Source organism: Cellulomonas pakistanensis, from assembly GCF_016862755.1.
Lineage (GTDB): Bacteria > Actinomycetota > Actinomycetes > Actinomycetales > Cellulomonadaceae > Cellulomonas > Cellulomonas pakistanensis.
On sequence record NZ_BONO01000015.1, the window covers coordinates 76,045 to 96,420 of the forward strand.

Below are 20,376 nucleotides of genomic sequence, written 5' to 3' on the forward strand. Positions count from 1 at the left end.
CCCGGCGCACCTGCCGGGGACCTGCACGTGTCATCGGCGTCCTCGCAGGTCATCTGAGACGCCGACCGGGTGGACCCGCGCGGCGGGCGGGTGACTTCTCAGACCTCCGAGGACCCGAGGTCGGGGCCGGCCGCGAACGCCACGCGCGCGCCCTCGGCGCCGTGCAGCTCCAGCACGACCACCTCGTTGTCCCCGCTGCGCAGCAGCGGCCCGGGCACGTACAGCGTCGCCGTCGGGCCGGCGCTCCAGTACCGGCCCAGCAGGAACCCGTTCACCCAGACCAGGCCCTTGCCCCAGCCGTCGGTGCGCAGGAAGTGGTCGGCGCCCGCGTCGGCCGGGAAGGTGCCCCGCAGGAAGGCGGGCCCCGCGACCGGGGTCCCGGCCGCGACGGCCGGAGCCGCGTCCAGCAGGGCCGCCAGGGCGGGCTCCACGGCGTCCAGCCGCAGCGGCGTCACGGTCCAGTCCGTGAGCTCGCGGGTCGCGGTGCGCGCCGGCCCGATCAGTCCCTTCGCCTCGCCGATCCGCGGGCCGTAGTTGACCCGGCCCTGGTCCTCGAGCAGCAGGGTGAGCTCCCCGGCCCGCGCCGGCAGCGCGATCGTCCGGCTGTGCTCGGTCCGGCTCAGGACGCCCACCGGCTCGCCGTCGAGAGCCACCAGCGCGCGGTCCCGCACCTCGGCGAGCGTCAGCACGCGGTCCTCGGCCGTGACCTCGGTCCGGTACAGCGTGAACCCGGTCCAGTGCCCGAGCTCGTCGGTCGTCGGCAGGTGGTCCCACGCGGCGGGCTCGCCCAGCGCGGGCAGCGCGTCGGCCAGCGGCAGGCGCCGGTCGAGGTCGACGGTCAGCTCCGGCGCCGGCGCGGGGTCGGCGGGGAGCTCGTCGGGCACCGGCGCGTACCGGGAGATCACCTCGCGCATCGCGTGCCACTTGGCCGTGACCGCGCCGTGCTCGGCGAGCGGGGCGTCGTAGTCGTAGGAGGTCGTGATCGGCAGGTAGGTGCCCTTGTCGTTCGCGCCGCCGGTGAACCCGAAGTTCGTGCCGCCGTGGAACATGTAGAGGTTGACCGACGCGCCCATCGCGAGCAGGTCGTCGAGGTCCTGGGCGTTCGTCTCCGCCGGGGCGACGTGGTGGTGCTGGCCCCAGGAGTCGAACCAGCCGTTCCAGAACTCCATGCACATGAGCGGGCCGGTCGGCTGGTGCCGGCGGAGCAGGTCGAGCCGCTCCTTGGCGCGCGACCCGAACGTCACCGTGCGGTGCAGCTCCGGGACGCTGCCCCGGGCCTGCATCGCGTCGTCGGCCTGGTCGCAGCTGAGCAGCGGGACCTCGATGCCGCGCTCGCGGTTCATCGCGATCAGCGCGCGCAGGTAGTCCTGGTCGTCGCCGTACGCGCCGTACTCGTTCTCCACCTGGACGGCGATCACGGGGCCGCCCCGGGTGACCTGGCGCTCGGCGACCAGCGGCAGCAGCTGGTCGTAGTACTGGGCGATCGCCGCGAGGTAGCGCGGCTCGTGCCGCCGCACGCCGACCTCGGGGTCCGCCAGCAGCCAGCCCGGCAGGCCGCCGCCGTCCCACTCCGCGCAGATGTACGGGCCGGGGCGGACGATCGCGTGCATGCCCTCGGCGGCCACCAGGTCGAGGAACCGGCCGAGGTCGCGCGGGCCGTCCAGGTCGAACCGGCCGCGCTCCGGGGCGTGGAAGTTCCACGCCACGTAGGTCTCGATGGTGTTGAGCCCCATGAGCCGGGCCTTGCGGATCCGGTCCGCCCACTGCTCGGGGTGGACGCGGAAGTAGTGCAGGGCGCCGGAGATCACCTGGTGCGGGCGGCCGTCGAGCAGGAAGTCGACGTCGCCGATCTCGAACGTGGGCATGCGGGGGCTCCTGGGGTGTCCGGGGTGGTGCGGTGGTGCGGGGCCGGGCCGGCGGCGGGTGCGCGCCCGCCGCCGGCCCGCGGGCGTCAGTCGACGCTGAAGCCCTGCTCGTTGCCGTACGCGATCGACTTCTCCTGCCAGTCGAGCAGGCCGTCCTGCAGCGTCGTGTCCGACACGTAGGCCTGGCCGGCCGTGTCGTTGAAGATGCTGTTGGCGTACACCTGGAACGGCAGGTACTGCCAGCCCTCGGCGACGTCGGCCGCGGACTGCGCCAGGATCTCGTTGGCCTTCTGGCCGCCGAAGTACTCGAACTCCTTGCCGAGGAACTCCTCGGACTCCAGGTCCGCGACCGTGGCGGGGAACGCCCCGGCGTCGATGCGGGTCTGCACGCCGTCGCCGGCGGTCGCGTACTCGAGGAACTCGTAGGCGAGCTCGGCGTTCTGGGTGCCCGCCGGGATCGACAGGCCGGAGCCGCCGTTCTCCGCCGTCACCGACTGGCCGGCCTCCCACTGCGGCATGGGCGCGACGCGCCAGTCGCCGGACGCCTGCGCGACGCCGGACTCCAGGTTGGCGGGCATCCACGCGCCGACGACCAGGGTGGCGAGGGTGCCGTTGCCGAGGCCCTGGTACCACTCGTCGGTCCAGCCGCTGATGTCGGAGAGCAGGCCCTCGTCGATCATCTGCTGCCACAGGTCGGTGTACTTCTGCGTGCCCTCGTCCGTGAAGTCGATCGTCACGTCGGTGCCGTCGACCTGGTACGGCTGGCCGCCGGCCTGCCAGATCATCGAGGTGGCCGAGCCGGCGTCGCCGGTGTCGGAGGCGATGTAGACGCTCGGGTCCGCGGCGTGCAGGGCCCGCGCGGCCTCGAGGTACTCGTCCCAGGTGGTCGGCACCTCGACGCCGAGGCGGTCGAAGACCGCGGCGTTGTAGAACAGCGCCATCGGGCCGGAGTCCATCGGCAGGTTGTAGATGCCCTCGCCCTGCTGCACCGCGTTCCACGGCCCGGGGCTGAAGGTGCCGTCCAGCTCGTCGGCGCCGAACTCGGTCAGGTCGGTGAGCGACTCGCCGATCGCGAACTGCGGCACGGCGTAGTACTCGATCTGCGCGACGTCCGGGACGCCCGAGCCGGCGGCGATCGCGTTCTGCAGCGCCGTGTACTGGTCGTTGCCGGTGCCGGCGTTGACGAGCTCGATGTCGACGTCCGGGTGGTCCTCCTGGAAGTCGGCGACGACGTCCGTCAGCGCCGGCTCCCACGCCCAGATGGTCAGCGAGCCGCCACCGCCCGAGGCGTCGTCCGAGCCCGAGCCGCTGTCGCCGCCGCCGGAGCAGGCGGCGAGGCCGAGGGAGAGCGCGCCGGCCAGCGCGACGGTGCGCACCAGCGTCCGGCGGGTACGTGCGGTCATGGGGTGTCCTTCCACGTCGTCGTGAGATGGGTCGTGCGGGGGTCGTGCGGGAGGGTGGTCATTCCTTGACGGAGCCGGACGCGAGGCCCGACTGCCAGAACCGCTGCAGCAGCAGGAACGCGGCGATGAGCGGCAGGATCGTGAGGACGGAGCCCGTGATCACCAGGTTGAAGATCGCCTGGCCGCCGGCGGTGGCCGCCTGGGCGTTCCACGAGTTGAGGCCGACGGTGAGCGGGTACCAGTCGGGGTCCTTGAGCATGATCAGCGGCAGGAAGTAGTTGTTCCAGGTCGCGACCATCGTGAACAGCAGGACCGTGACGATGCCCGGGCCGAGCAGCGGCAGGCAGATCTGCGCGAACGTGCGCGCCTCGCTCGCGCCGTCCATCCGGGCCGCCTCGAGCAGCTCGGTGGGGATCGCCTCGGCCGCGAACGTCCACATGAGGTAGAGGCCGAACGGCGAGATCAGCGACGGGATGATGACGGCCCACGGCGTGTTGGTCAGGCCCATCTGGCTGAACATGAGGAACGTCGGCACGGCGAGCGCGGTCCCGGGGACGGCCACCGCGCCGATCACGATCGCGAACACCGCGCGCTTGCCGGGGAACTGGAACTTGGCCAGGCCGTACCCGCCGAGCACGGCCAGCGCGGTCGCGCCGCCCGCCCCGACGACCACGTACAGCAGCGTGTTGCCGAGCCAGCGCACGAAGATGCCGTCGTTGTAGGTGAGCGTGTCGGCGATGTTCTGGAACAGGGAGAAGTCGCCGGCGAACCACAGGCCGAACGACCCGAACAGGTCGTCCTGCGCCTTGGTGGCGTTGATGATCAGCCAGACGAGCGGGACGACGGCGTACAGGCCGACGACCGTGGTGAGGACCGTGAGCAGGACGCTGCGGCGCGGCTTGTCGACGCTGTGGCCGCGGCGCGTGCGCAGCCGGGGGCCGGCGACGGGGCGCGCCGGCGCGGGGGCGGTGGTGGTCGTCATCGTCACGCCTCCTTCCGCATGCCGCGGAGCTGGACGGCGTAGGCGACGACCATCGTGACGAGGCCCATGATGATCGCGACGGTGGCCGAGTAGTTGTACTGCTGGCCGGAGAACGACAGCGAGTACGCGTACATGTTGGGCGTGAAGCTCGTCGTGATCGCGTTCGGCGCCAGCTTCTGCAGGATGCTCGGCTCGTTGAACAGCTGGAACGACCCGATGATCGAGAAGATCGTCGCGATGACCAGCGCGCCGCGGATCGCGGGCAGCTTGATCGACCGGATCACCCGCCACTGGCCGGCGCCGTCGATGGCCGCGGCCTCGTACAGCGAGGCGGGCACCACGCGCAGCGCGGAGTAGAAGATCAGCATGTTGTAGCCCACGAAGCTCCAGGTCACGATGTTGCCGATCGACAGCAGCACCAGGTCGGGCGACAGCGGGTTGGGCAGCGAGATCCCGAACGCGTCGTTGATGTTGCCAACGAGGCCGAACCGCGTGCCGTACATGAAGCCCCACATGAGCGTGGCGACGACGGCGGGCACCGCGTACGGCATGAAGATCGAGATGCGGAAGAAGCTCTTGCCGTAGAGCCGGCCGCTGTCGAGCGCGAGCGCCACCAGCAGCGCGATGCCGAGCATGATCGGCACCTGCACCGCGAGGAACAGCGTCACGCGGCCGAGCGAGGACCAGAACGCCGGGTCGCCGAACGCCCGGGTGTAGTTCTCGAACCCGACGAACGCGTTGCCGCCGACGAGCTGCTGCCGGAACAGGCTGAGGTAGATCGAGTAGACGATCGGGGCCAGGAACACCAGGGCGAACACGGCCATGAAGGGGCCGACGAAGCCCCAGCCGGTCCACCGGCCGCGGCGAGCGGGGCGGCGCGCGGTCCTGAGGGGGTCCGCCACGACGGGCGGGGGGACGGTCTGGGTCACGACGAGCCACTCCTTCGGGGTCGTAGCGCCGGCGATGTTGACGTCAACATCGGAAGCGCCCGCTCACGGTGCCACGGCGTCAGGGCGCTCGTCAACGGGAGGGGGTCATGCCGAGGTCACGAAATGGTGACGTCACCATGTGCTCGATGGTGACGTGAACACGCGCTAGGGTCGGCGCCATGACCGTCGCCGCGCGAGGCCGCCCGGGCCCGTCGATCGCGGACGTCGCGCAGCTGGCCGGCGTCTCCGCGCAGACGGTCTCCCGCGTGTCCACGGGCGCCGAGAACGTCCGTCCCGAGACGCGCGAGCGCGTGCTCGCCGCCATGGACGAGCTCGGCTACTCCCCCAACCACGCCGCCCGCGCGCTGCGGTACGGCTCGTTCGGCACCATCGGCCTCATCGCGCACCGGCTGGCCCGCACCGGCGAGTCGCGGACCATCGAGGCCGTCGTCGAGTCCGCCCGCGCCGAGGGGTACACCGTCAGCCTGGTCGACGTGCGCACCCCCGGCTCCGCGGACGTCACCGACGCGGTCGCGCGGCTGTCGCACCAGTCGATCGACGGGCTCATCATCATCCGCGCCGAGACCGCGACGCCGGTCGCGCTCGCGCTGCCGCCCCGGATGCCCGTGGCCGTGTCGGACTCCCGGTTCGTCGGCCACCACCCCGCGGTCGGCGCCGACCAGGTCACCGGGACGCACCTCGCGGTGCAGCACCTGCTCGACCTCGGGCACCGCACCGTGCACCACGTCGCCGGGCCGGACGACTCCGCGCCGGCGCAGATGCGCGCGGCCGCGTGGCGCGAGCACCTCGTCGGCTCGGGGCGCCCGGTGCCCGAGGTGCTGGTCGGCGACTGGACCGCGCGGTCGGGGTACGAGATCGGCCGGCGCCTCGCCGCCGACGCCTCGGCCACCGCCGTGTACTGCGCCAACGACGAGATGGCCGCCGGCGTGGTCCGCGCGCTCTACGAGGCCGGACGGCGGGTGCCGGACGACCTGTCCGTCGTGGGGTTCGACGACATCCCGCTCGCCGAGTTCCTCTGGCCGCCGCTGACCACCGTGCAGCAGGACTTCCACCAGATCGGCGACCGGCTGCTCGACCTGCTCATGCGGCAGATCCGGGGCCGGGAGACGCTGACCGACACCCGCATCGTGGTGCCGACCCGGCTGGTCGTGCGCGCGAGCACGGCCCCGCCGCCCGCCTGACGCGCGCGGCGGGCGCCGCCGAGCGGTCGCGGACCGGGGGTCTCGCGGCCCCGGAGCCCCCGATCCGTGACCTGTCGACGCCGCCGCGCGCCCGGCGCGCGCGGCGTCAGGCCGTGGCCGCCGCCCGCGCCGGACGCGGCGCGCGCGGCTCCGGCACCGCCTCCGGGCCCCGGGTCACCAGCACCGGGCACTCGGCGCGCTGCACGACCGGCCGGCTCGTGGACCCGAGCACCAGGCCGGCGAGCCCGCCCCGGCCACGCGTGCCGACCACGAGCAGGCCCGCGTGCCGCGACCGCCGCACCAGCGCCTGCGCCGGGCGGCCCTCGGCCAGGTCGAACGCCACCTCCACGTCCCGCCGGGACGCGGCCCAGGACCGGGCGCGCTCCAGCACCCGCTCGGCCTCGTCGAGCGCGACCTCGGCGGGCGACCGCGACGGGTAGCCGAGCGCCCAGTACGCGGCGCGCGACGCCTCCGCCGCGGCGGTCCAGGCCGTCACGACGACCACGCCCGTACCGAGGTGGGCGGCCTGCTCGCACCCGGCCTCCAGCGCCCGGAACGCGCCCGCGGACCCGTCGAAGCCCACCAGCACCGGCTCCCGGGCCGACCCCGGGCGCGCCGCCGCCGGCACCACGGCCACCGGGCAGCGCGCGCGGTGCAGCACGCCGGTCGCCACGGACCCGACGAGCGCCGCGACCAGCCCCGCGCCGCGTCGGCCGACGACCACGAGCCGGGCGTCCTCCGCCCGGTCGACCAGCACCCGCGCCGGCGGGCCGTGCAGCACCACCGGCCGGGCGTCGACGCCCGGCGCGGCCTCCGCGGCGAGCACCGCGCCCTCCTCGGCGACCGCGCGCACCTGGCTCTGCACCTCCCGGCCGAGCCAGGACTCCCCCGCCCCGCCGCCGTCCCGGCCCGCGAAGCCCCACACGTGCACCACGTCGAGCGCCCAGCCCCGGCCGGCGGCCTGCGTCGCGGCCCACCGGACCGCCGCCGCCGACTCCGGCGAGGTGTCGTACCCGACGTCCACCCTGTCGTCCATGTCCCCTGCACCTCCGTCCCGGTGGGACCACCACCGGGAACTCCCACCATGCGCCTCCGGAGGCGGGGCGCGCCAGGCCCTAGGTCCCGGCGCCGAGGGCGGCTGGCGCGGGCCCGCGCGCCGGCGGACGGGCGGTCAGCGCCCCGTCGTGGAGAAGTGCTGGTAGTCGACCGGGGACGTCCAGTCGCCGCCCCAGAGCCAGCCGTGCGCCGCGAACGCCCGCACCACCGCGTCGCCCGCGTGCACCACGCCCGGCGCGTCCGGCCGCGCGGCGAACGGGGCGCCCTCCGACGGCAGCACGAGGGCGCCGCGCACGTACGGGTTCTCGACGGGGTTGAGGTCGATCGCGCGGCCGTACGCGTGCTCCGACCACCCGGTCCCCCGGCTGATCGGGCGGCAGTTGAACGCCGACGTGTTGTCCGCCGCCATCGACGCGTCGTCGCTGCCGCCGAAGTCGTCGACCAGCCGCATCGACCGGATCGGGTACCCGAGCGCGAACAGCTCGCCGAACACCGCCACCACGCCGTCCGCGACGTCGGCGTGCACCACGAGCTCGCCGGTCGCGATGCCGCCCTCGAAGTCCCGGTGGGTCACCGTGACGTACCGCAGGTCCTCGAGCGGCACGGGGCAGCCCGCGCGCCAGGACGGCGCCATCCGGGCCGCCAGCTCCGGCGTGATCGGCGCGACGGCGCCGGCGTAGCCGAGGGCGTAGGCGTCGGGCGCCACGGCCCCGTGGTCCGCCCACGCGACCTCGGGGGCGACGACGGGCGGGGTGGCGGGGTCCGGCGCGCCGGCGGGGTCCGGCGCGGTCGCACCGGGGCCCGCGTCGGCCGCGGCGGCGGTCGCGGGCGGGCTGACGGCCGCGCTCGTGGCCGCGCCCGCCGGGCTGCGGCCCGGGGACGGCACCGGGTCACCGCCCGCCGTGCACGCGGCGAGCGCGAGCAGCAGCACGCCGGCCGCGCCCGCGCGCCGCCGCCTCACGAGGTCAGCTCCACGTCCACCACCACGGCGAAGTGGTCCGACGGGTACCGGCCGTCGACGGGCGCGTCACCGGCGAGCCGGGCGCCGTCCGCGCGCAGCGTGCCACCGGGTCGTCCGGGGCGCGCGAGCACGTGGTCGATCCGGTGGTCGATCAGCTCGGTGCACTCGAGCGGCGCCTCGGGGACGACGGAGCTCAGCGTCGCCGCGGCCGGGTCGCCGCCGCCGAGCGGCCAGAGGTCGGCGAGCTGCCGGGTGAGGGCCGCCATCTGCGGGCCGTCCGGTCGGGCGTTCAGGTCGCCGATCACGAGGACGGGCAGGTCGCCGTCGAGCGCCGCGTCGGCCGCCAGGTCCGCGAGCGCCCAGGCCTGCGCCATCCGGTCCTCGTCGTACCGCGGCTCCCACTCGAGCGTCGCGACCAGCACGTGCAACGGCCCCGCCGGGTGGTCGAGCGTGGCGTGCAGGACGTGCGCCGGCGGCCCGGTGCGCTGGCTCGCGGGCAGCGGGATCGTCCGCGTCTCGACCGGGGGCCAGCGCGACACCAGCGCGATGCCCATCTCGACGCCGGCGAGCTCCGGGTCGTCCGGCACCGGCGGCAGCCCCGTGGGCACGAACACCGCCGACGGCAGCCCCAGCCGCTCGGCCACGAGGTCCGCCTGCGTGCCGTCGGCGTCGCGCCAGGTCTCGACCAGCCCGAGGACGTCGGGCGCCGCGTCGGCGAGCACGCCGAGGACGGCGGGCTCCCGCTCCCGCCACGCGCCCCCGAAGCGCCACCACACGTTCCACGTCATGGCCCGCACGCCCGCCAGCGTAGGAGCGCGCGCGCCCGACCGCACCCGCCCGCGCCCGCCGCCGGCGTCGTGGGCCGCGCCCGGGTCGCGCGCCCGACCTGCGGGGCTGGCCTCCCGGGCGCCCGTCTGCCTACCGTGGCCCCTCCCCGACCCCCGGACGAGAGGCACCCGCGTGCGCCGACCCGCCCTCCTGCTCGGCGCCGGCGCCGTCCTCGTCGTCGTCCTCGCCCTGCTGGTGGTGCTGCTGGTGACGCGCGACGACGGCGGCGACCGCACGACGACCCCCGCGCCCACGGCCGCTGCGAGCAGCCCGCCGGCCGCGGAGCTGACGACGGTGCTGTCGAGCACGTTCGACGAGGGCGACGAGGGCTGGGCGCCGCTCGGCGACGGCGTGGAGGTGGCCGCCGCCCAGGACGTCACGCGGGACGGCGCGGGCAGCCTGCTGGTGTCGGGCCGGACCGAGGCCTGGCACGGCGCGGCCGTCGACCTGTCCGGCTCCGTCGCCCGCGGCCAGGTGCACGCCGTGTCCGCCTGGGTCCGCCTCGGCGAGGGCGCGCCGGACGCGGACGTGCAGCTGACCCTGGAGCGCGACCCCGGCAGCGAGGACCCGCTCTACCTGCACGTGGCGCGGGGCACCGCGAGCGCCGGCGACTGGGTGGAGCTGACCGGCGCGGCCGAGGTCCCGGAGGGCGACGGCGAGTGGCGGCTGTACGTCGAGACCACGGCGTCGACCGCCGACCTGCGCGTCGACGACGTCGCGGTGCGGCGCCCGACCCCGGAGGTGCAGACGGACGTGCCCGCGCTCAAGGACGCCACGGAGGTGCCGCTCGGCGTCGCCGTCGGTCCGCAGGACCTGACCGGCCGCCCCGCGGAGCTCCTGCTCCGGCACTTCGACCAGGTCACGCCCGAGAACGCGATGAAGCCGGTCACCGTGCAGCCGGCGGAGGGCGAGTTCGACTTCGGGCCCATGGACGAGGTGCTCGACTTCGCCGCGGAGCACGGGCTGACCGTGCACGGCCACACGCTCGTCTGGCACCGGTCGACGCCCGAGTGGTTCTTCCAGGCGCCGGACGGCCGCCCGCTGACCGGTTCCCCGGAGGACCGGTCGCTGGTGCTCGACCGGCTGCGTGCCCACACCCGGGCCGTGGCGGACCACCTGGCCGAGCGGTACGGCGACGCGAACCCCGTCAGGTCGTGGGACGTCGTCAACGAGGCGCTCGACCCCGAGGAGGCGGACGGCCTCCGGCACAGCCGCTGGTACGAGGTGCTCGGCCCGGACTACGTCGCCGAGGCGTTCCGGGTCGCGCGGGAGGAGCTCGGGCCGGACGCGGTGCTGTACCTCAACGACTACGACACCGACGCCCCGGACCGGCGCCGCGGGCTGGTCCGGCTGGTCATGGACCTGCAGGCCGCCGGCGCCCCGGTGGACGCCGTCGGGCACCAGATGCACGTCGACCTGGACACCGACGTCGACCGGGTGGCGACCACGCTCGACGCCGTGGCGGCGCTCGGGCTGCGTCAGGCGGTCACCGAGCTGGACGTGGCGATCTCCGGGCGCGACGAGCAGCTCGACAGCACCCCGCCGGACCGGCTCGAGGCGCAGCGGGGCCAGGTCCAGGAGCTCGCGTCGGCGTTCGCGGCGCGGGACCTGGCGTTCGTCGGCGTCTGGGGGCTGTACGACACGCGGTCCTGGCTCCGCGCGTGGCCCCAGGAGCGGCCGTTCGAGGCGCCGCTGCTGTTCGACGACGAGCTGCAGGCGAAGCCCGCGTTCCAGGGCTTCCTCGACGGGATCGCCGCGGGCTGACGCGCGCGCGGCCGGCCGGCCCGTGGCGCGCTCAGCGCCCGGGGTCGTCCGCCACGTCGCCCGCCCGGTAGACCACCAGCGCGACGTCGTCGTCCGCCCCGTTCGGCGCCAGCGCGCGGAGCAGGTCGTCCGCGACGGACGCCGTGCCTGCGTCGTCGGGCTGCGCGGCCACCTCGGCGGCGAGCCGGGCGAGGCCGTCGCGCAGCGACTCCCGCCGGCGCTCGATGAGCCCGTCCGTGCACACCACCAGCAGGTCGCCGTCGGTCAGCCGCTCGACCGCCTCGGGCCGGGAGGGCAGGCCGATCGCGAGGGCCGCGCCGCGGGCCCCGTCCAGCAGCTCCGCGCCGCCGGCCGCGCGGCGCAGGACCGGCGGCAGGTGCCCCGCCGACGCGTACACGAGGGTGTGGTCCACCTCGTCGACGACCCCGCAGAACACCGTCGTGCACTCGGCGCCGGGCAGCGTGCGGGCGAACCGGTCGAGCCCGGCCAGCACGTCCGCGGGGCTGCGGTCCTCGAGCAGCAGCGCGCGCGTGGCCGCCCGGAGCTGGCCCATGCGGGCGGCGGCGTCGAGGCCGTGCCCGACGCAGTCCCCCACGACGAGCGCCCGGCGGCCCGGGCTGAGCTCGACGACGTCGTACCAGTCGCCGCCGACCGCCAGGTCGCCCACGGCGGGCAGGTAGCGCGCGACCACGCCGGTCAGGCTGGACCCCTCGGGCACGATGGCCGCCTGCAGGGTGTCGCTGACCTCGCGCAGGTGGTCGACCTCGGTCTGGTGCCGCACCGTGCCGCCGACGGCCTCCCCGACCGCGCCCGTGACCAGGCCGAGGAACGCGCGGTTCGCGTCGTCCCACGGCCGCCGCGGCCCGGCGGTGAGGGCGAGGACGCCCACGGGAGCCGGCTCGCCGGTCGGGGTGAGCGGCGCCACGAGCGTGCGGCCGATCTCCTCCGCGGCGCCGGTCCGCGCCACCCGGTCGATCACCGCCCGGGGCACCGCCGGCCCGGCCGCGGCCGTCGCGGCGCGCTGCTCGAGCGCACCCCCGGCAGCCAGCCACAGCTCGGCGGCCACGACGTCGGACGAGCCGGTCAGCGCGCCCTCGGCGGCGCGGGCGACGCCGTCGAGCCCGTGCGCGGCGGTCAGGGCCGTGGACAGGTCGCCGAGCAGGCGCATCCGCCGCTGCTCCACCACGCGCTCGGTGGTCTCGGTCGCGATGTCGAGGAAGCCCCGCACGGTGTCGGTCGAGTCGCGGATCGGCGAGTACGAGTAGGTGAAGTACGTGTCCTCGTCGAAGCCCGACCGGTGCATGAGCAGGTGCTGGTCCACCGTCCAGGTGGGCTCGCCCTGCACCATCACCCGCTCGATGGACGGGACCAGGTCGTCCCAGATCTCCTTCCACACCTCGGCGACCGGCGATCCCATGGCGGCGGGGTGCTTGTCCGTGCCGAGGCACTCCCGGTAGCCGTCGTTGTAGATCATCGTGAGCTCCGGGCCCCAGGCGACCAGCACCGGGAACCGCGTGGTGAAGCACATCTCGACCGAGACGCGCAGCGCGGTCGGCCAGGTGCTCGGCACGCCGATCGGCGTCGCCGCCCAGTCCACCTCGCGCGCGAGCAGGCCGGTGGCGCTGCCGGCCGTCACGCGCTGGAACCACGGGGATCGCACCCTCGCGAACCTACCCGCCCCCGTCGTCCCCCGCCGGGCGGGGCGCGCGCGCACCGCCGCCGGGCGGGTGACGGACCGGCCGACTCAGCCGTCGCGGTAGAAGCAGAACGGGTGGCCGACCGGGTCGAGCAGCACCCGCCGGGACGGCTGCGGCTGGTGCGCCGCGAGCCGCGCGCCGAGGCGGAGCGCGTCGGAGACGGCGTCCTCCAGGTCGACGACCTCGACGTCGAGGTGCACCTGGCGCTGCTGGCGACCCGGCTCGGCCGGCCACACCGGCGGCTCGTGGTCCGGGCTGCGCTGCACGGACAGGTAGGCGACGCCGGACGGCGCGGCGACCACCGCGTGGTCCGGGTCGTCGCCGACGACCTGCCAGCCGAGCACCTCGGCGTAGAACGCCGCGAGCGTGCAGGGCTCCGGCGCGTCGATCACCACGCCCCACCAGCCGCCCTCGGCACGCCCCCGCATGCCGTCCATCCTGCGGGAAGGCCCCGGGGGCCCGCACGTCGGGGCGGCGCGGCAGGGGGTGCGGCGGGGGTCGCGGAGGGGGCCGGCCGTGCGCGGCGCCGGGGGCGCGGGGCCTCAGCGCCCGCCCAGCTCCGCGACCCGCGGCACCGCGGGCGCCACGTGGTCCCGGACCCAGGTCGCGAGCGGCACGCCCGCCGGGGCCCGCAGGATGACCTCCGCCACGCCCAGGTCCGCGTACGGCCGCGCCGCGGCGACGAACGCGTCGACGTCGCCGGTCAGCAGCTGGTCGCCGCCCATCACCAGGGTCACCCGGACGTCGGCGGCGTCCCGGCCCACCGCGTCGCAGTGCCCGCGCAGCACGTCGAGCTTGCGGGCGATCTCCTCCGGCGCCGCCTCGAACAGGTTGCACGCGTCGGCGTACTGCGCCACGAGCCGCAGCGTCTTGCGCTCCCCGGACCCGCCGACCAGGATCTCCGGCCCGCGCCCGGGCCGGCTCAGCGGCAGCGGGCGGCACAGCGACTCGGCGAGCCGGTAGTGCGCGCCCTCGAACGGGCCGTCGTCCGCCGGGTCCCACATCTGCCGGCAGATCCGCAGCGTCTCCTCCAGCCGCTCGAACCGCTCCGCCAGCGGCGGGTACGGCACGCCGAGCCCGACGTGCTCGCGCTCGTACCAGGCCGCGCCGATGCCGAGCGTGGCCCGGCCCCGCGACAGGACGTCCAGCGTCGCGACGATCTTCGCCAGGAGGCCGGGGTGCCGGTAGGTGACGCCGGTGACGAGGGCGCCGAGCTGCACGGTCTCGGTGCGCCCGGCCAGCAGGCCGAGCGTCGTGTACGCCTCGAGCATCGGGTCGTCCGCGGGGAGGCCGGCCGGCTCCATCTGGAAGAAGTGGTCCATCACGGAGAGCCAGGACAGGCCGGCCTCCTCCGCCGCCTCGCCGGTGGCGGCGAGCTCCGGCGCCAGCCGGGCGGGCTCGACGGCGTCGAACCGCATGAGGTGGGCTCCGAGACGCATGGTGGCTCCTTCACGGGTGGGCGCCTCGGGCGGGGCGCCGGTCGTGCGTGACGATCCCCCTTGGAGCGCGCTCGAAGTCAAGCGCGCGCGTCTGCTGACGGCAGAACGACGCGCCGGGCCGCGCCGCGGGTCGCGGGGCTACCGTGGCGGGGACCGAGGAGGTCCGCCATGCCGCACGCCGCGCACGCCGCCGACGCCCCGTCGGCCCCGCCCGCCGCCCGCCCCGAGCCGCCGCTGCGCGTGCTGGTCGGGGCCGTCCTGCGCCGGCACCGCGAGCGCCAGGGCCGCACGCTGCGGGACGTCGCCGCGGCCGCGCGGGTCTCGGTGCCGTACCTCTCCGAGGTCGAGCGCGGGCGGAAGGAGGCGTCGTCCGAGGTGCTCGGCGCGGTCTGCCGGGCGCTCGGGCTGCGCCTCGTCGACCTGGTCGGCGACGCGCACGCGGTGCTCGCCCGGGCGGACGGCCGCGTGGTCGTGGACCTGGCGGCGACCCCGGGCCCGGGGGCCGTGACCGCCCTCCCGCGGCGGACGACGTCCCCGTCGGCGGTCGTGCTCGCCGCCTGACCAGGGCCGGGTCAGGCCGCCTCGGAGCCGGCCCGCGCCGGCTTCAGCGTCGTGATCACCGTGTCCGCGACGCCGTACGCGACCGCCTGCTGCGCCGTCAGCACGAGGTCGCGGTCGGTGTCGGCGCGGACCTGCTCGGGCGACCGGCCGGTGTGCGCCGCGAGGATCTCGTCGACCTGCGCGCGCACCCGGAGGATCTCCGCGGCCTGCAGCTCCAGGTCCGCCGCCGTGCCCTGCGCCCCGCCCGACGGCTGGTGCAGCAGCACCCGGGCGTGCTCGAGCACGTGCCGCTGACCCGGCGCCCCCGCGGCGAGCAGCACCGCCGCCGCGGACGCCGCCTGCCCGAGGCAGAACGTCGCCACGTCCGGGCGGACGTAGCGCAGGGTGTCGTAGATCGCGAGCAGCGCCGTCACCGAGCCGCCGGGCGAGTTCAGGTACAGGTGGATCGGCTTGTCCGGGTCTTCCTGCTGCAGGTGCAGCAGCTGGGCGATGACGACGTTGGCGACGCCGTCGTCGATCTCGGTCCCGATGAACACGATCCGGTCCGACAGCAGCCGGGAGAACACGTCGGACGCGCGCTCGCCGTTCGGCCGCTGCTCGACGACCACGGGCACCGTGTACTGCCCGGCCATCACAGGCCCGCCCGTCGCTGCGCCGCGTCGGGGCGGACGTCGTCCAGGTGCTCGACCACGCGGTCCACGAACCCGTAGGCCAGCGCCTCGTCCGCGGTGAACCACCGGTCGCGGTCGGAGTCCCGCTCGATCGTCTCGACCGGCTGGCCGGTGTGCTCGGCGATCAGCGCCTGCATGGTCCGCTTGGTGTGCGCCATGTTCTGCGCCTGGATGGCGATGTCGACGGCGGTGCCGCCGATGCCGCCGGACGGCTGGTGCATGAGCACGCGGGCGTGCCGCATGACGTTCCGCTTGCCCGGCGTCCCGGCGCTCAGCAGGAACTGGCCCGCGCTGGCCGCGAGCCCCATCGCGAGCGTCGCGACGTCGTTCGGGATCAGCCGCATCGTGTCGTACATCGCCATCGCCGCGGTGACCGAGCCGCCGGGCGAGTTGATGTAGAGCGCGATGTCGCGGCGCGCGTCCTCGGCGGACAGCAGGAGCAGCTGCGCGCAGACGCGGTTCGCGACCGCGTCGTCGACCTCCTGGCCGAGCACGACGATGCGCTGGTGCAGCAGGCGCGCAGCCAGGTCGTCGTCGAATGCGCGCGCCGGCGGGGCGTCGGTCCGCGCGGCGGGCGGGGTGGGGACGGGGTGCATGCGGGGCCTCCTCGGTGGGCTGGTCCCCCGACGCTCGCACCGCGCCCGCGCCCCGCCGGGCCGGGTCTGCCCGGGGCAGACGCCGTCTGCCGGCAGCAGACGTCCGGTCAGCCCGCCGTCGCCGGCAGCCGCTCGTCCGCCGCGGCCCCCGCGAGCCGCGCCGGCCCGCCGGGGCGCTCGTCCCCCGCGGCCACCACGTCGGCCACCACCACGGTGACGTTGTCCCAGGCGTCGGCGTCGAGCGCGGCCGCGACCAGCGCCTCCGCCGCCGCCTCCGGCCCTCCTGGCGTGCCGAGCAGCGCGAGCACCTGCTCCTCCGGCACGTAGTCCGTGAGCCCGTCGGTCGACATCAGCCAGCGGTCGCCGGGGCGCGCGTCGACCTCGAGCACGGTGACGTGCGCCGCGTCGGCGTCGTCCCCCGCGAGGCAGTGCAGGATCACGTTGCGCCGCGGGTGGTGCGCGGCCTCGGCGGCGTCGATCACGCCCGCCTCGACCAGCAGCTGCACGAGCGAGTCGTCCCGGGTGACCCGGCGCCCCTCGCCGTCGCGCCGCAGGTACGCGCGGGAGTCGCCGATGTGCACGACCCGGACGGCGTCCTCGGCGCAGAACACCCCGGTGAACGTCGTCGCCATGCCCTGCAGCGACGGGTCCTCGCGCACCCGCTCGGCGAGGTCGGCGTTGGCCGTGGCGACGGCCGCGCGCAGGTCGTCCGCGGTGAACCGCTCGGCCGCCCCCGCCGCGAGCGCGGCCATCAGCCGGTGCGCCACCGTCCAGGACGCGACGTCCCCGCCCGCGTGCCCCCCGACGCCGTCGGCGACGAAGGCGTACCCCGGCGCGCAGCCGGCGGAGTCCTCGTTGTGCGGCCGGTGCTCCCCCGCGACCGAGCGCAGGGCGGTGTCCAGGGTGAGCGGCACTGCGGCACCTCCAGGGGGTCGGGCACCTCGTGGTCCCACGATGCCACGTCCGGGCGGGCGCGCGCAGCGCACGGCCGGGCGGTCCTGCCGGACCCGGGTGCCGGCGCGGCGCCACGTCGGCTCAGCGGATGAGACCTCGCAGCGCCTCCGTCCGCACGTCGGTCTGCCCCGCGAGCACCTCCCGTGCCCGGTCGGTCGCGTCCCAGACGTTCCACAGCAGCACCCCGGCGACCCGGCCGCCGTCGAGGTAGTAGACGACGCCGGCGCCGAACCCGTCCTCGTGCCAGTCCTCGACGGTCTCCAGCGACGCGTCCAGCCGGCCGACGGCCTCGTAGCCGTACTCGAACAGGTCGGAGTAGAAGAACGGCGTGTGGTCGTACGGCTCGTCCGCGCCGGCGAGGTTCCGCCCGGCCTGCCGGCCCATCGAGGTCGCGTTGTCGACGTGCTCGACCCGCCTCCGCCCCAGGATCCGGTCCGGGTAGAGGGCGACGTCCCCGGCCGCCCAGACGTGCGGGTCGGACGTGCGGAGCCGGTCGTCGACCGCGATCCCGTCGCCGACCTCGAGCCCGGCGGCGCGCGCGAGGTCGGTCTCGACCTCGATGCCGGCGCCGACCACCACGGCGTCCGCCTCGACCACGGCACCGTCCGCGAGCCGCACGGTGACGCCGTCCGCGCCCGACTCCGCGGACGCGACCGTCGAGCCCCGCAGCAGCGTGACCCCCGCGTCGGCGTACCGGCGCTCGACGTGCCGCGCGAGCCCGTCCGGGAACGTCGCCCCGGTGAGCACGTCCTGCCGGTGCACCAGCGTCACCCGGGTGTCGTTCTGCACGAGCGCGGCGGCGAGCTCGGTGCCGATGTACCCGCCGCCGACCACGACGACGTGCCGCCCGCCGCCGGCGAGGTCGCGCAGCCGCTCGTAGTCCCGCACCGTGCGGAAGTAGATGATCCGGCCCGATTCCTCGACGCCCGGGAGCCGCCGCGGGTGCCCGCTAGTCGCCAGCAGCAGCCGGCCGTACCCGACGGTCACGTCGGCGTCGGTGGTGACGGTGCGCGCGCCGGTGTCGACCGCGATCACCGACTCCCCGAGCAGCAGCTCGGCGCGGGCGTCCTCGGCGGTCGCCAGCCAGACCTGGTCGAACGTGAAGTCCGGGTCGGTCCAGAGCTTCTTGGTGAGCGCGGGCCTCGTGACCGGCGCGGTCGGCTCCCGGCCGATCACGAGGAGCGTGCCGTCGGGGTCGACCTCGCGGATGCCGCGCGCCGCGGCGTCCCCGGCCATGCCCGCCCCGACGACCACGTAGTCGTAGCTGTCCAGCACCGTGCTCCCCCGTCCGCCGCGTCGCGATCGCCCCCAGCCTCGCGCGGACGGGCGCCCGACGCCAGACCCCGGGCAGGGCACCGGGCCGGTCAGGGCACGGGCGTGACGGACCAGGTCCCGTTCGTGCTGAGCGCGACGACCCCCGGGAGCGCCACCTCGGCGGTCTCGCTGAACGCCTGCTCGTCGCCGAGCACGAGCGACGCGGGGCCGGTCGACGGGTCGACGTCGACCGCCGACACCACCCGGGCGAGCATCGTGTCGTCCGGCCCGGCGGGCGAGTAGTCGATCCGCACCCCGCTCGCGTCGTCGCCGAGCAGCAGCACCGCCGCGCCGCGCCCCTGCTGCTCGCCGGCGACGACGGGCAGGTCGTTCCAGCTCTGGAACGTCAGCGTCCAGGGGCCCTGCGCGTCGAGGACGAAGCCCTGCTCCGCGTCGGTGCCCTCCAGCAGGTCGACCAGGTAGGTGCCGGTCAGCGGCGCGGGGCCGGCGCCCCACGGCGACATCCGGCCGTCGGCGGTCAGCACGACGTCGCCGGTGCAGGCGGAGCAGTCCAGGTGCGCGACCACGCCGAAGTCGCCGTCCCGCACGACCGAGACCCGCGCGGGGCCCTCGCCGGAGGCGGTCGCCGGGGCGTCCTCGGCCACCGTGCCGGCGGCGACCAGCGGGCGCTCGGCGGCCGGGGTCGTCGGCGCGGCGGAGCGCGAGGGCTCCGGTGTCGGGGTCGCGGTCGGGACGGAGGCGGGCGACGAGGCGGCCGGCTCGGCGCGGTCGTCGCCACCGGTGCAGCCGGCCAGCAGCCCGAGAGCGGCGACCGCCGCCGCGACCCCGGCGACCCGGGCGGTCGTGCTCGTGCTCGTCATGCGGCCCACTCTCCCCCGAGACCCACCGATCCGCGCGAGACGCCCGTCCGCGCGCGTGGCTCTCGTCCGGATCCGGCGGTCTCGGCGCGGCGGCACGCCGGTCAGGCCGGCAGCGCGCCGGCGACCACGCGGCCGCGCGAGACGACGGCCACGATGTTCTCGACCCGCAGCGCGGCCACGTCCTCCCACGGCCGCCCGCGCAGCACGACGAAGTCGCTGCCGAGCCCCGCGCGCAGCCGGCCGGTGACCGAGCCCATCCGGATCGCGTCCGCGGCGTCGGAGGTGGCCGCGGCGAGCGTGCGCTCGGGCGTCCAGCCGAACATCGCCGCCATCGTCCGGACCTCCTCCATCTGGTCGCCGAACCCGACGAACTGCCCGGAGGCGTCCGTGCCGAGCACGAACCGCACGCCGGCCTCGGCGGCGCGGGCGAACCCGGCGTCCCGGAGCGCGACGACGTCCCGCGCCTTGGCCTGCGCCTCGGCGGACACCGGGCGGCGGGCCTCGGCGATGATGTCGTTGATCAGCAGCGTCGGGGCGACCGGCAGGTTCCGCTCGACGAGCGCCGCGAGGTGCTGCTCGGCGATCGCGGTGCCGTGCTCGATCGAGTCGACCCCCTCGGCGAGCGCGATGTCCAGGCCCTCGACCGAGTGCGTGTGCGCGGCGACCAGCATGCCGAGGGCGTGCGCCTCGTCGACCGTCGTGCGGATCTCCTCGCGGGTCTGGTTCCGCCAGCCGACCTTGTCGCCCATCGAGAGCACGCCGCCGGAGGTGTAGATCTTGACGCCCGCGGCGCCGGACCGGGCCCACACGCGCACCAGCTTGCGGCACTCGTCGGGGCTGTCCGCCGTCGGCGGCCGGTGCGGGTAGTGCGGCGGGACGAACAGGTCGCCGTGCCCGGCGGTCATGCCGACCTGGCCGTGCGCGAGCAGGCGCGGGCCGGCGAGCACGCCGGTCTCGAACGCGCGCCCGACGGCGAGCTGGATCGAGTCCGCCGCCAGGTCGCGGAGCGTGGTGACGCCCGCGCGGGCGCAGCGCAGGGCGTTGGCCGCGACGTGCAGCGACCGCTCCTCCGGCGGGGTCAGGATCGGCCAGGCCGACGGGTCCGCGGCGGGCGCGCCGGCCGGGTAGCCGAGGTGCACGTGCGTGTCGACCAGCCCGGGGATCACGCTGAGGTCCGCGTGCCGGGCCGGCGCCTCCTCGACCTCCAGGATGCGGTCCCCGGACCAGGTGAGGCGGGCCGGGCCCACCTCGCGCTCGCCGTCCCAGAGCGGGAGGCCGTCGAGGACGTGGGTGGTGCTGTCGGTCATGGGGGCCCTTCGCGGGTGGTGCGGGC

At 76.0% G+C, this 20,376-nt stretch carries 19 protein-coding genes; 3 read left to right on the forward strand and 16 right to left on the reverse strand.

The window, feature by feature from the left end; all coding sequences use genetic code 11:
• Positions 1-98: 98 nt before the first annotated feature.
• The 4 genes from Cpa01nite_RS11000 to Cpa01nite_RS11015 all read right to left on the reverse strand — a co-directional run bounded on the left by Cpa01nite_RS11000 (position 99) and on the right by Cpa01nite_RS11015 (position 5,179).
• A complete protein-coding gene (locus Cpa01nite_RS11000; RefSeq protein WP_203668803.1) occupies positions 99-1,865 on the reverse strand; it encodes a glycoside hydrolase family 35 protein in 1,767 nt (588 codons plus the stop codon).
• Between the two features lie 86 nt (positions 1,866-1,951).
• The gene (locus Cpa01nite_RS11005; RefSeq protein ID WP_203668804.1) at positions 1,952-3,268 is read right to left on the reverse strand and encodes an ABC transporter substrate-binding protein; all 1,317 of its coding nucleotides are present in this window, start codon (positions 3,266-3,268) and stop codon (positions 1,952-1,954) included.
• Positions 3,269-3,326: 58 nt separating this feature from the next.
• Entirely contained in the window at positions 3,327-4,250 is a 924-nt protein-coding gene (locus Cpa01nite_RS11010) for a carbohydrate ABC transporter permease (RefSeq protein WP_203668805.1), read from the reverse strand.
• A gap of 2 nt (positions 4,251-4,252) precedes the next feature.
• Complete coding sequence (locus Cpa01nite_RS11015; protein ID WP_373307391.1) at positions 4,253-5,179, reverse strand: carbohydrate ABC transporter permease; 927 nt, start codon at positions 5,177-5,179, stop codon at positions 4,253-4,255.
• A 179-nt stretch (positions 5,180-5,358) separates the two neighbouring features.
• On the opposite strand from Cpa01nite_RS11015, the gene Cpa01nite_RS11020 reads away from it, so the two are divergent.
• The gene (locus Cpa01nite_RS11020) at positions 5,359-6,381 is read left to right on the forward strand and encodes a LacI family DNA-binding transcriptional regulator (RefSeq protein ID WP_203668806.1); all 1,023 of its coding nucleotides are present in this window, start codon (positions 5,359-5,361) and stop codon (positions 6,379-6,381) included.
• A gap of 106 nt (positions 6,382-6,487) precedes the next feature.
• On the opposite strand, the gene Cpa01nite_RS11025 is transcribed toward Cpa01nite_RS11020, so the two are convergent.
• The 3 genes from Cpa01nite_RS11025 to Cpa01nite_RS11035 form a co-directional block, all read right to left on the reverse strand.
• The gene (locus tag Cpa01nite_RS11025; RefSeq protein ID WP_203668807.1) at positions 6,488-7,417 is read right to left on the reverse strand and encodes a universal stress protein; all 930 of its coding nucleotides are present in this window, start codon (positions 7,415-7,417) and stop codon (positions 6,488-6,490) included.
• A gap of 135 nt (positions 7,418-7,552) precedes the next feature.
• Positions 7,553-8,398 (reverse strand): M15 family metallopeptidase, encoded by an 846-nt coding sequence (locus Cpa01nite_RS18660; protein ID WP_239068712.1) that lies wholly within the window; start codon positions 8,396-8,398, stop codon positions 7,553-7,555.
• A complete protein-coding gene (locus Cpa01nite_RS11035) occupies positions 8,395-9,186 on the reverse strand; it encodes an endonuclease/exonuclease/phosphatase family protein (protein WP_239068719.1) in 792 nt (263 codons plus the stop codon). The genes Cpa01nite_RS18660 and Cpa01nite_RS11035 overlap by 4 nt, the downstream gene beginning before the upstream one ends.
• 172 nt (positions 9,187-9,358) lie before the next feature.
• Here Cpa01nite_RS11035 and Cpa01nite_RS11040 point away from each other — a divergent pair, with 172 nt between their 5' ends.
• Positions 9,359-10,990, forward strand: a complete 1,632-nt coding sequence (locus Cpa01nite_RS11040) for an endo-1,4-beta-xylanase (protein ID WP_203668809.1) — start codon at positions 9,359-9,361, stop codon at positions 10,988-10,990.
• Positions 10,991-11,021: 31 nt separating this feature from the next.
• Here the strand turns inward: Cpa01nite_RS11040 and Cpa01nite_RS11045 are convergent, their stop codons facing one another.
• The 3 genes from Cpa01nite_RS11045 to Cpa01nite_RS11055 all read right to left on the reverse strand — a co-directional run bounded on the left by Cpa01nite_RS11045 (position 11,022) and on the right by Cpa01nite_RS11055 (position 14,126).
• A complete protein-coding gene (locus Cpa01nite_RS11045) occupies positions 11,022-12,650 on the reverse strand; it encodes a SpoIIE family protein phosphatase (RefSeq protein WP_203668810.1) in 1,629 nt (542 codons plus the stop codon).
• Positions 12,651-12,734: 84 nt separating this feature from the next.
• Positions 12,735-13,115 carry a VOC family protein gene (locus Cpa01nite_RS11050; RefSeq protein WP_203668811.1) on the reverse strand — a complete coding sequence of 127 codons (381 nt, stop codon included), beginning with the start codon at positions 13,113-13,115 and terminating at the stop codon, positions 12,735-12,737.
• A gap of 114 nt (positions 13,116-13,229) precedes the next feature.
• A complete protein-coding gene (locus tag Cpa01nite_RS11055; RefSeq protein WP_203668812.1) occupies positions 13,230-14,126 on the reverse strand; it encodes an LLM class F420-dependent oxidoreductase in 897 nt (298 codons plus the stop codon).
• Positions 14,127-14,294: 168 nt separating this feature from the next.
• Between Cpa01nite_RS11055 and Cpa01nite_RS11060 the strand changes: the two genes are divergently transcribed.
• On the forward strand, positions 14,295-14,687 hold the full coding sequence (locus tag Cpa01nite_RS11060; RefSeq protein WP_203668813.1) for a helix-turn-helix domain-containing protein: 393 nt from the start codon (positions 14,295-14,297) through the stop codon (positions 14,685-14,687).
• 11 nt (positions 14,688-14,698) lie between these two features.
• On the opposite strand, the gene Cpa01nite_RS11065 is transcribed toward Cpa01nite_RS11060, so the two are convergent.
• From Cpa01nite_RS11065 to Cpa01nite_RS11090, 6 genes are all read right to left on the reverse strand, one after another.
• Positions 14,699-15,319, reverse strand: coding sequence for a ClpP family protease (locus Cpa01nite_RS11065; RefSeq protein ID WP_203668814.1), 621 nt, complete (start codon positions 15,317-15,319; stop codon positions 14,699-14,701).
• Positions 15,319-15,954 carry a ClpP family protease gene (locus Cpa01nite_RS11070; RefSeq protein WP_203668815.1) on the reverse strand — a complete coding sequence of 212 codons (636 nt, stop codon included), beginning with the start codon at positions 15,952-15,954 and terminating at the stop codon, positions 15,319-15,321. The genes Cpa01nite_RS11065 and Cpa01nite_RS11070 overlap by 1 nt, the downstream gene beginning before the upstream one ends.
• A 107-nt stretch (positions 15,955-16,061) precedes the next feature.
• Entirely contained in the window at positions 16,062-16,868 is an 807-nt protein-coding gene (locus tag Cpa01nite_RS11075; protein WP_203668816.1) for a PP2C family protein-serine/threonine phosphatase, read from the reverse strand.
• Between the two features lie 121 nt (positions 16,869-16,989).
• Positions 16,990-18,183, reverse strand: coding sequence for an NAD(P)/FAD-dependent oxidoreductase (locus Cpa01nite_RS11080; protein ID WP_308439370.1), 1,194 nt, complete (start codon positions 18,181-18,183; stop codon positions 16,990-16,992).
• Positions 18,184-18,272: 89 nt separating this feature from the next.
• Positions 18,273-19,043, reverse strand: a complete 771-nt coding sequence (locus Cpa01nite_RS11085; protein ID WP_203668817.1) for a hypothetical protein — start codon at positions 19,041-19,043, stop codon at positions 18,273-18,275.
• A gap of 101 nt (positions 19,044-19,144) precedes the next feature.
• Positions 19,145-20,350: an amidohydrolase family protein gene (locus Cpa01nite_RS11090; RefSeq protein WP_203668818.1), complete on the reverse strand. Its 1,206-nt coding sequence runs from the start codon at positions 20,348-20,350 to the stop codon at positions 19,145-19,147.
• Positions 20,351-20,376 lie beyond the last annotated feature (26 nt).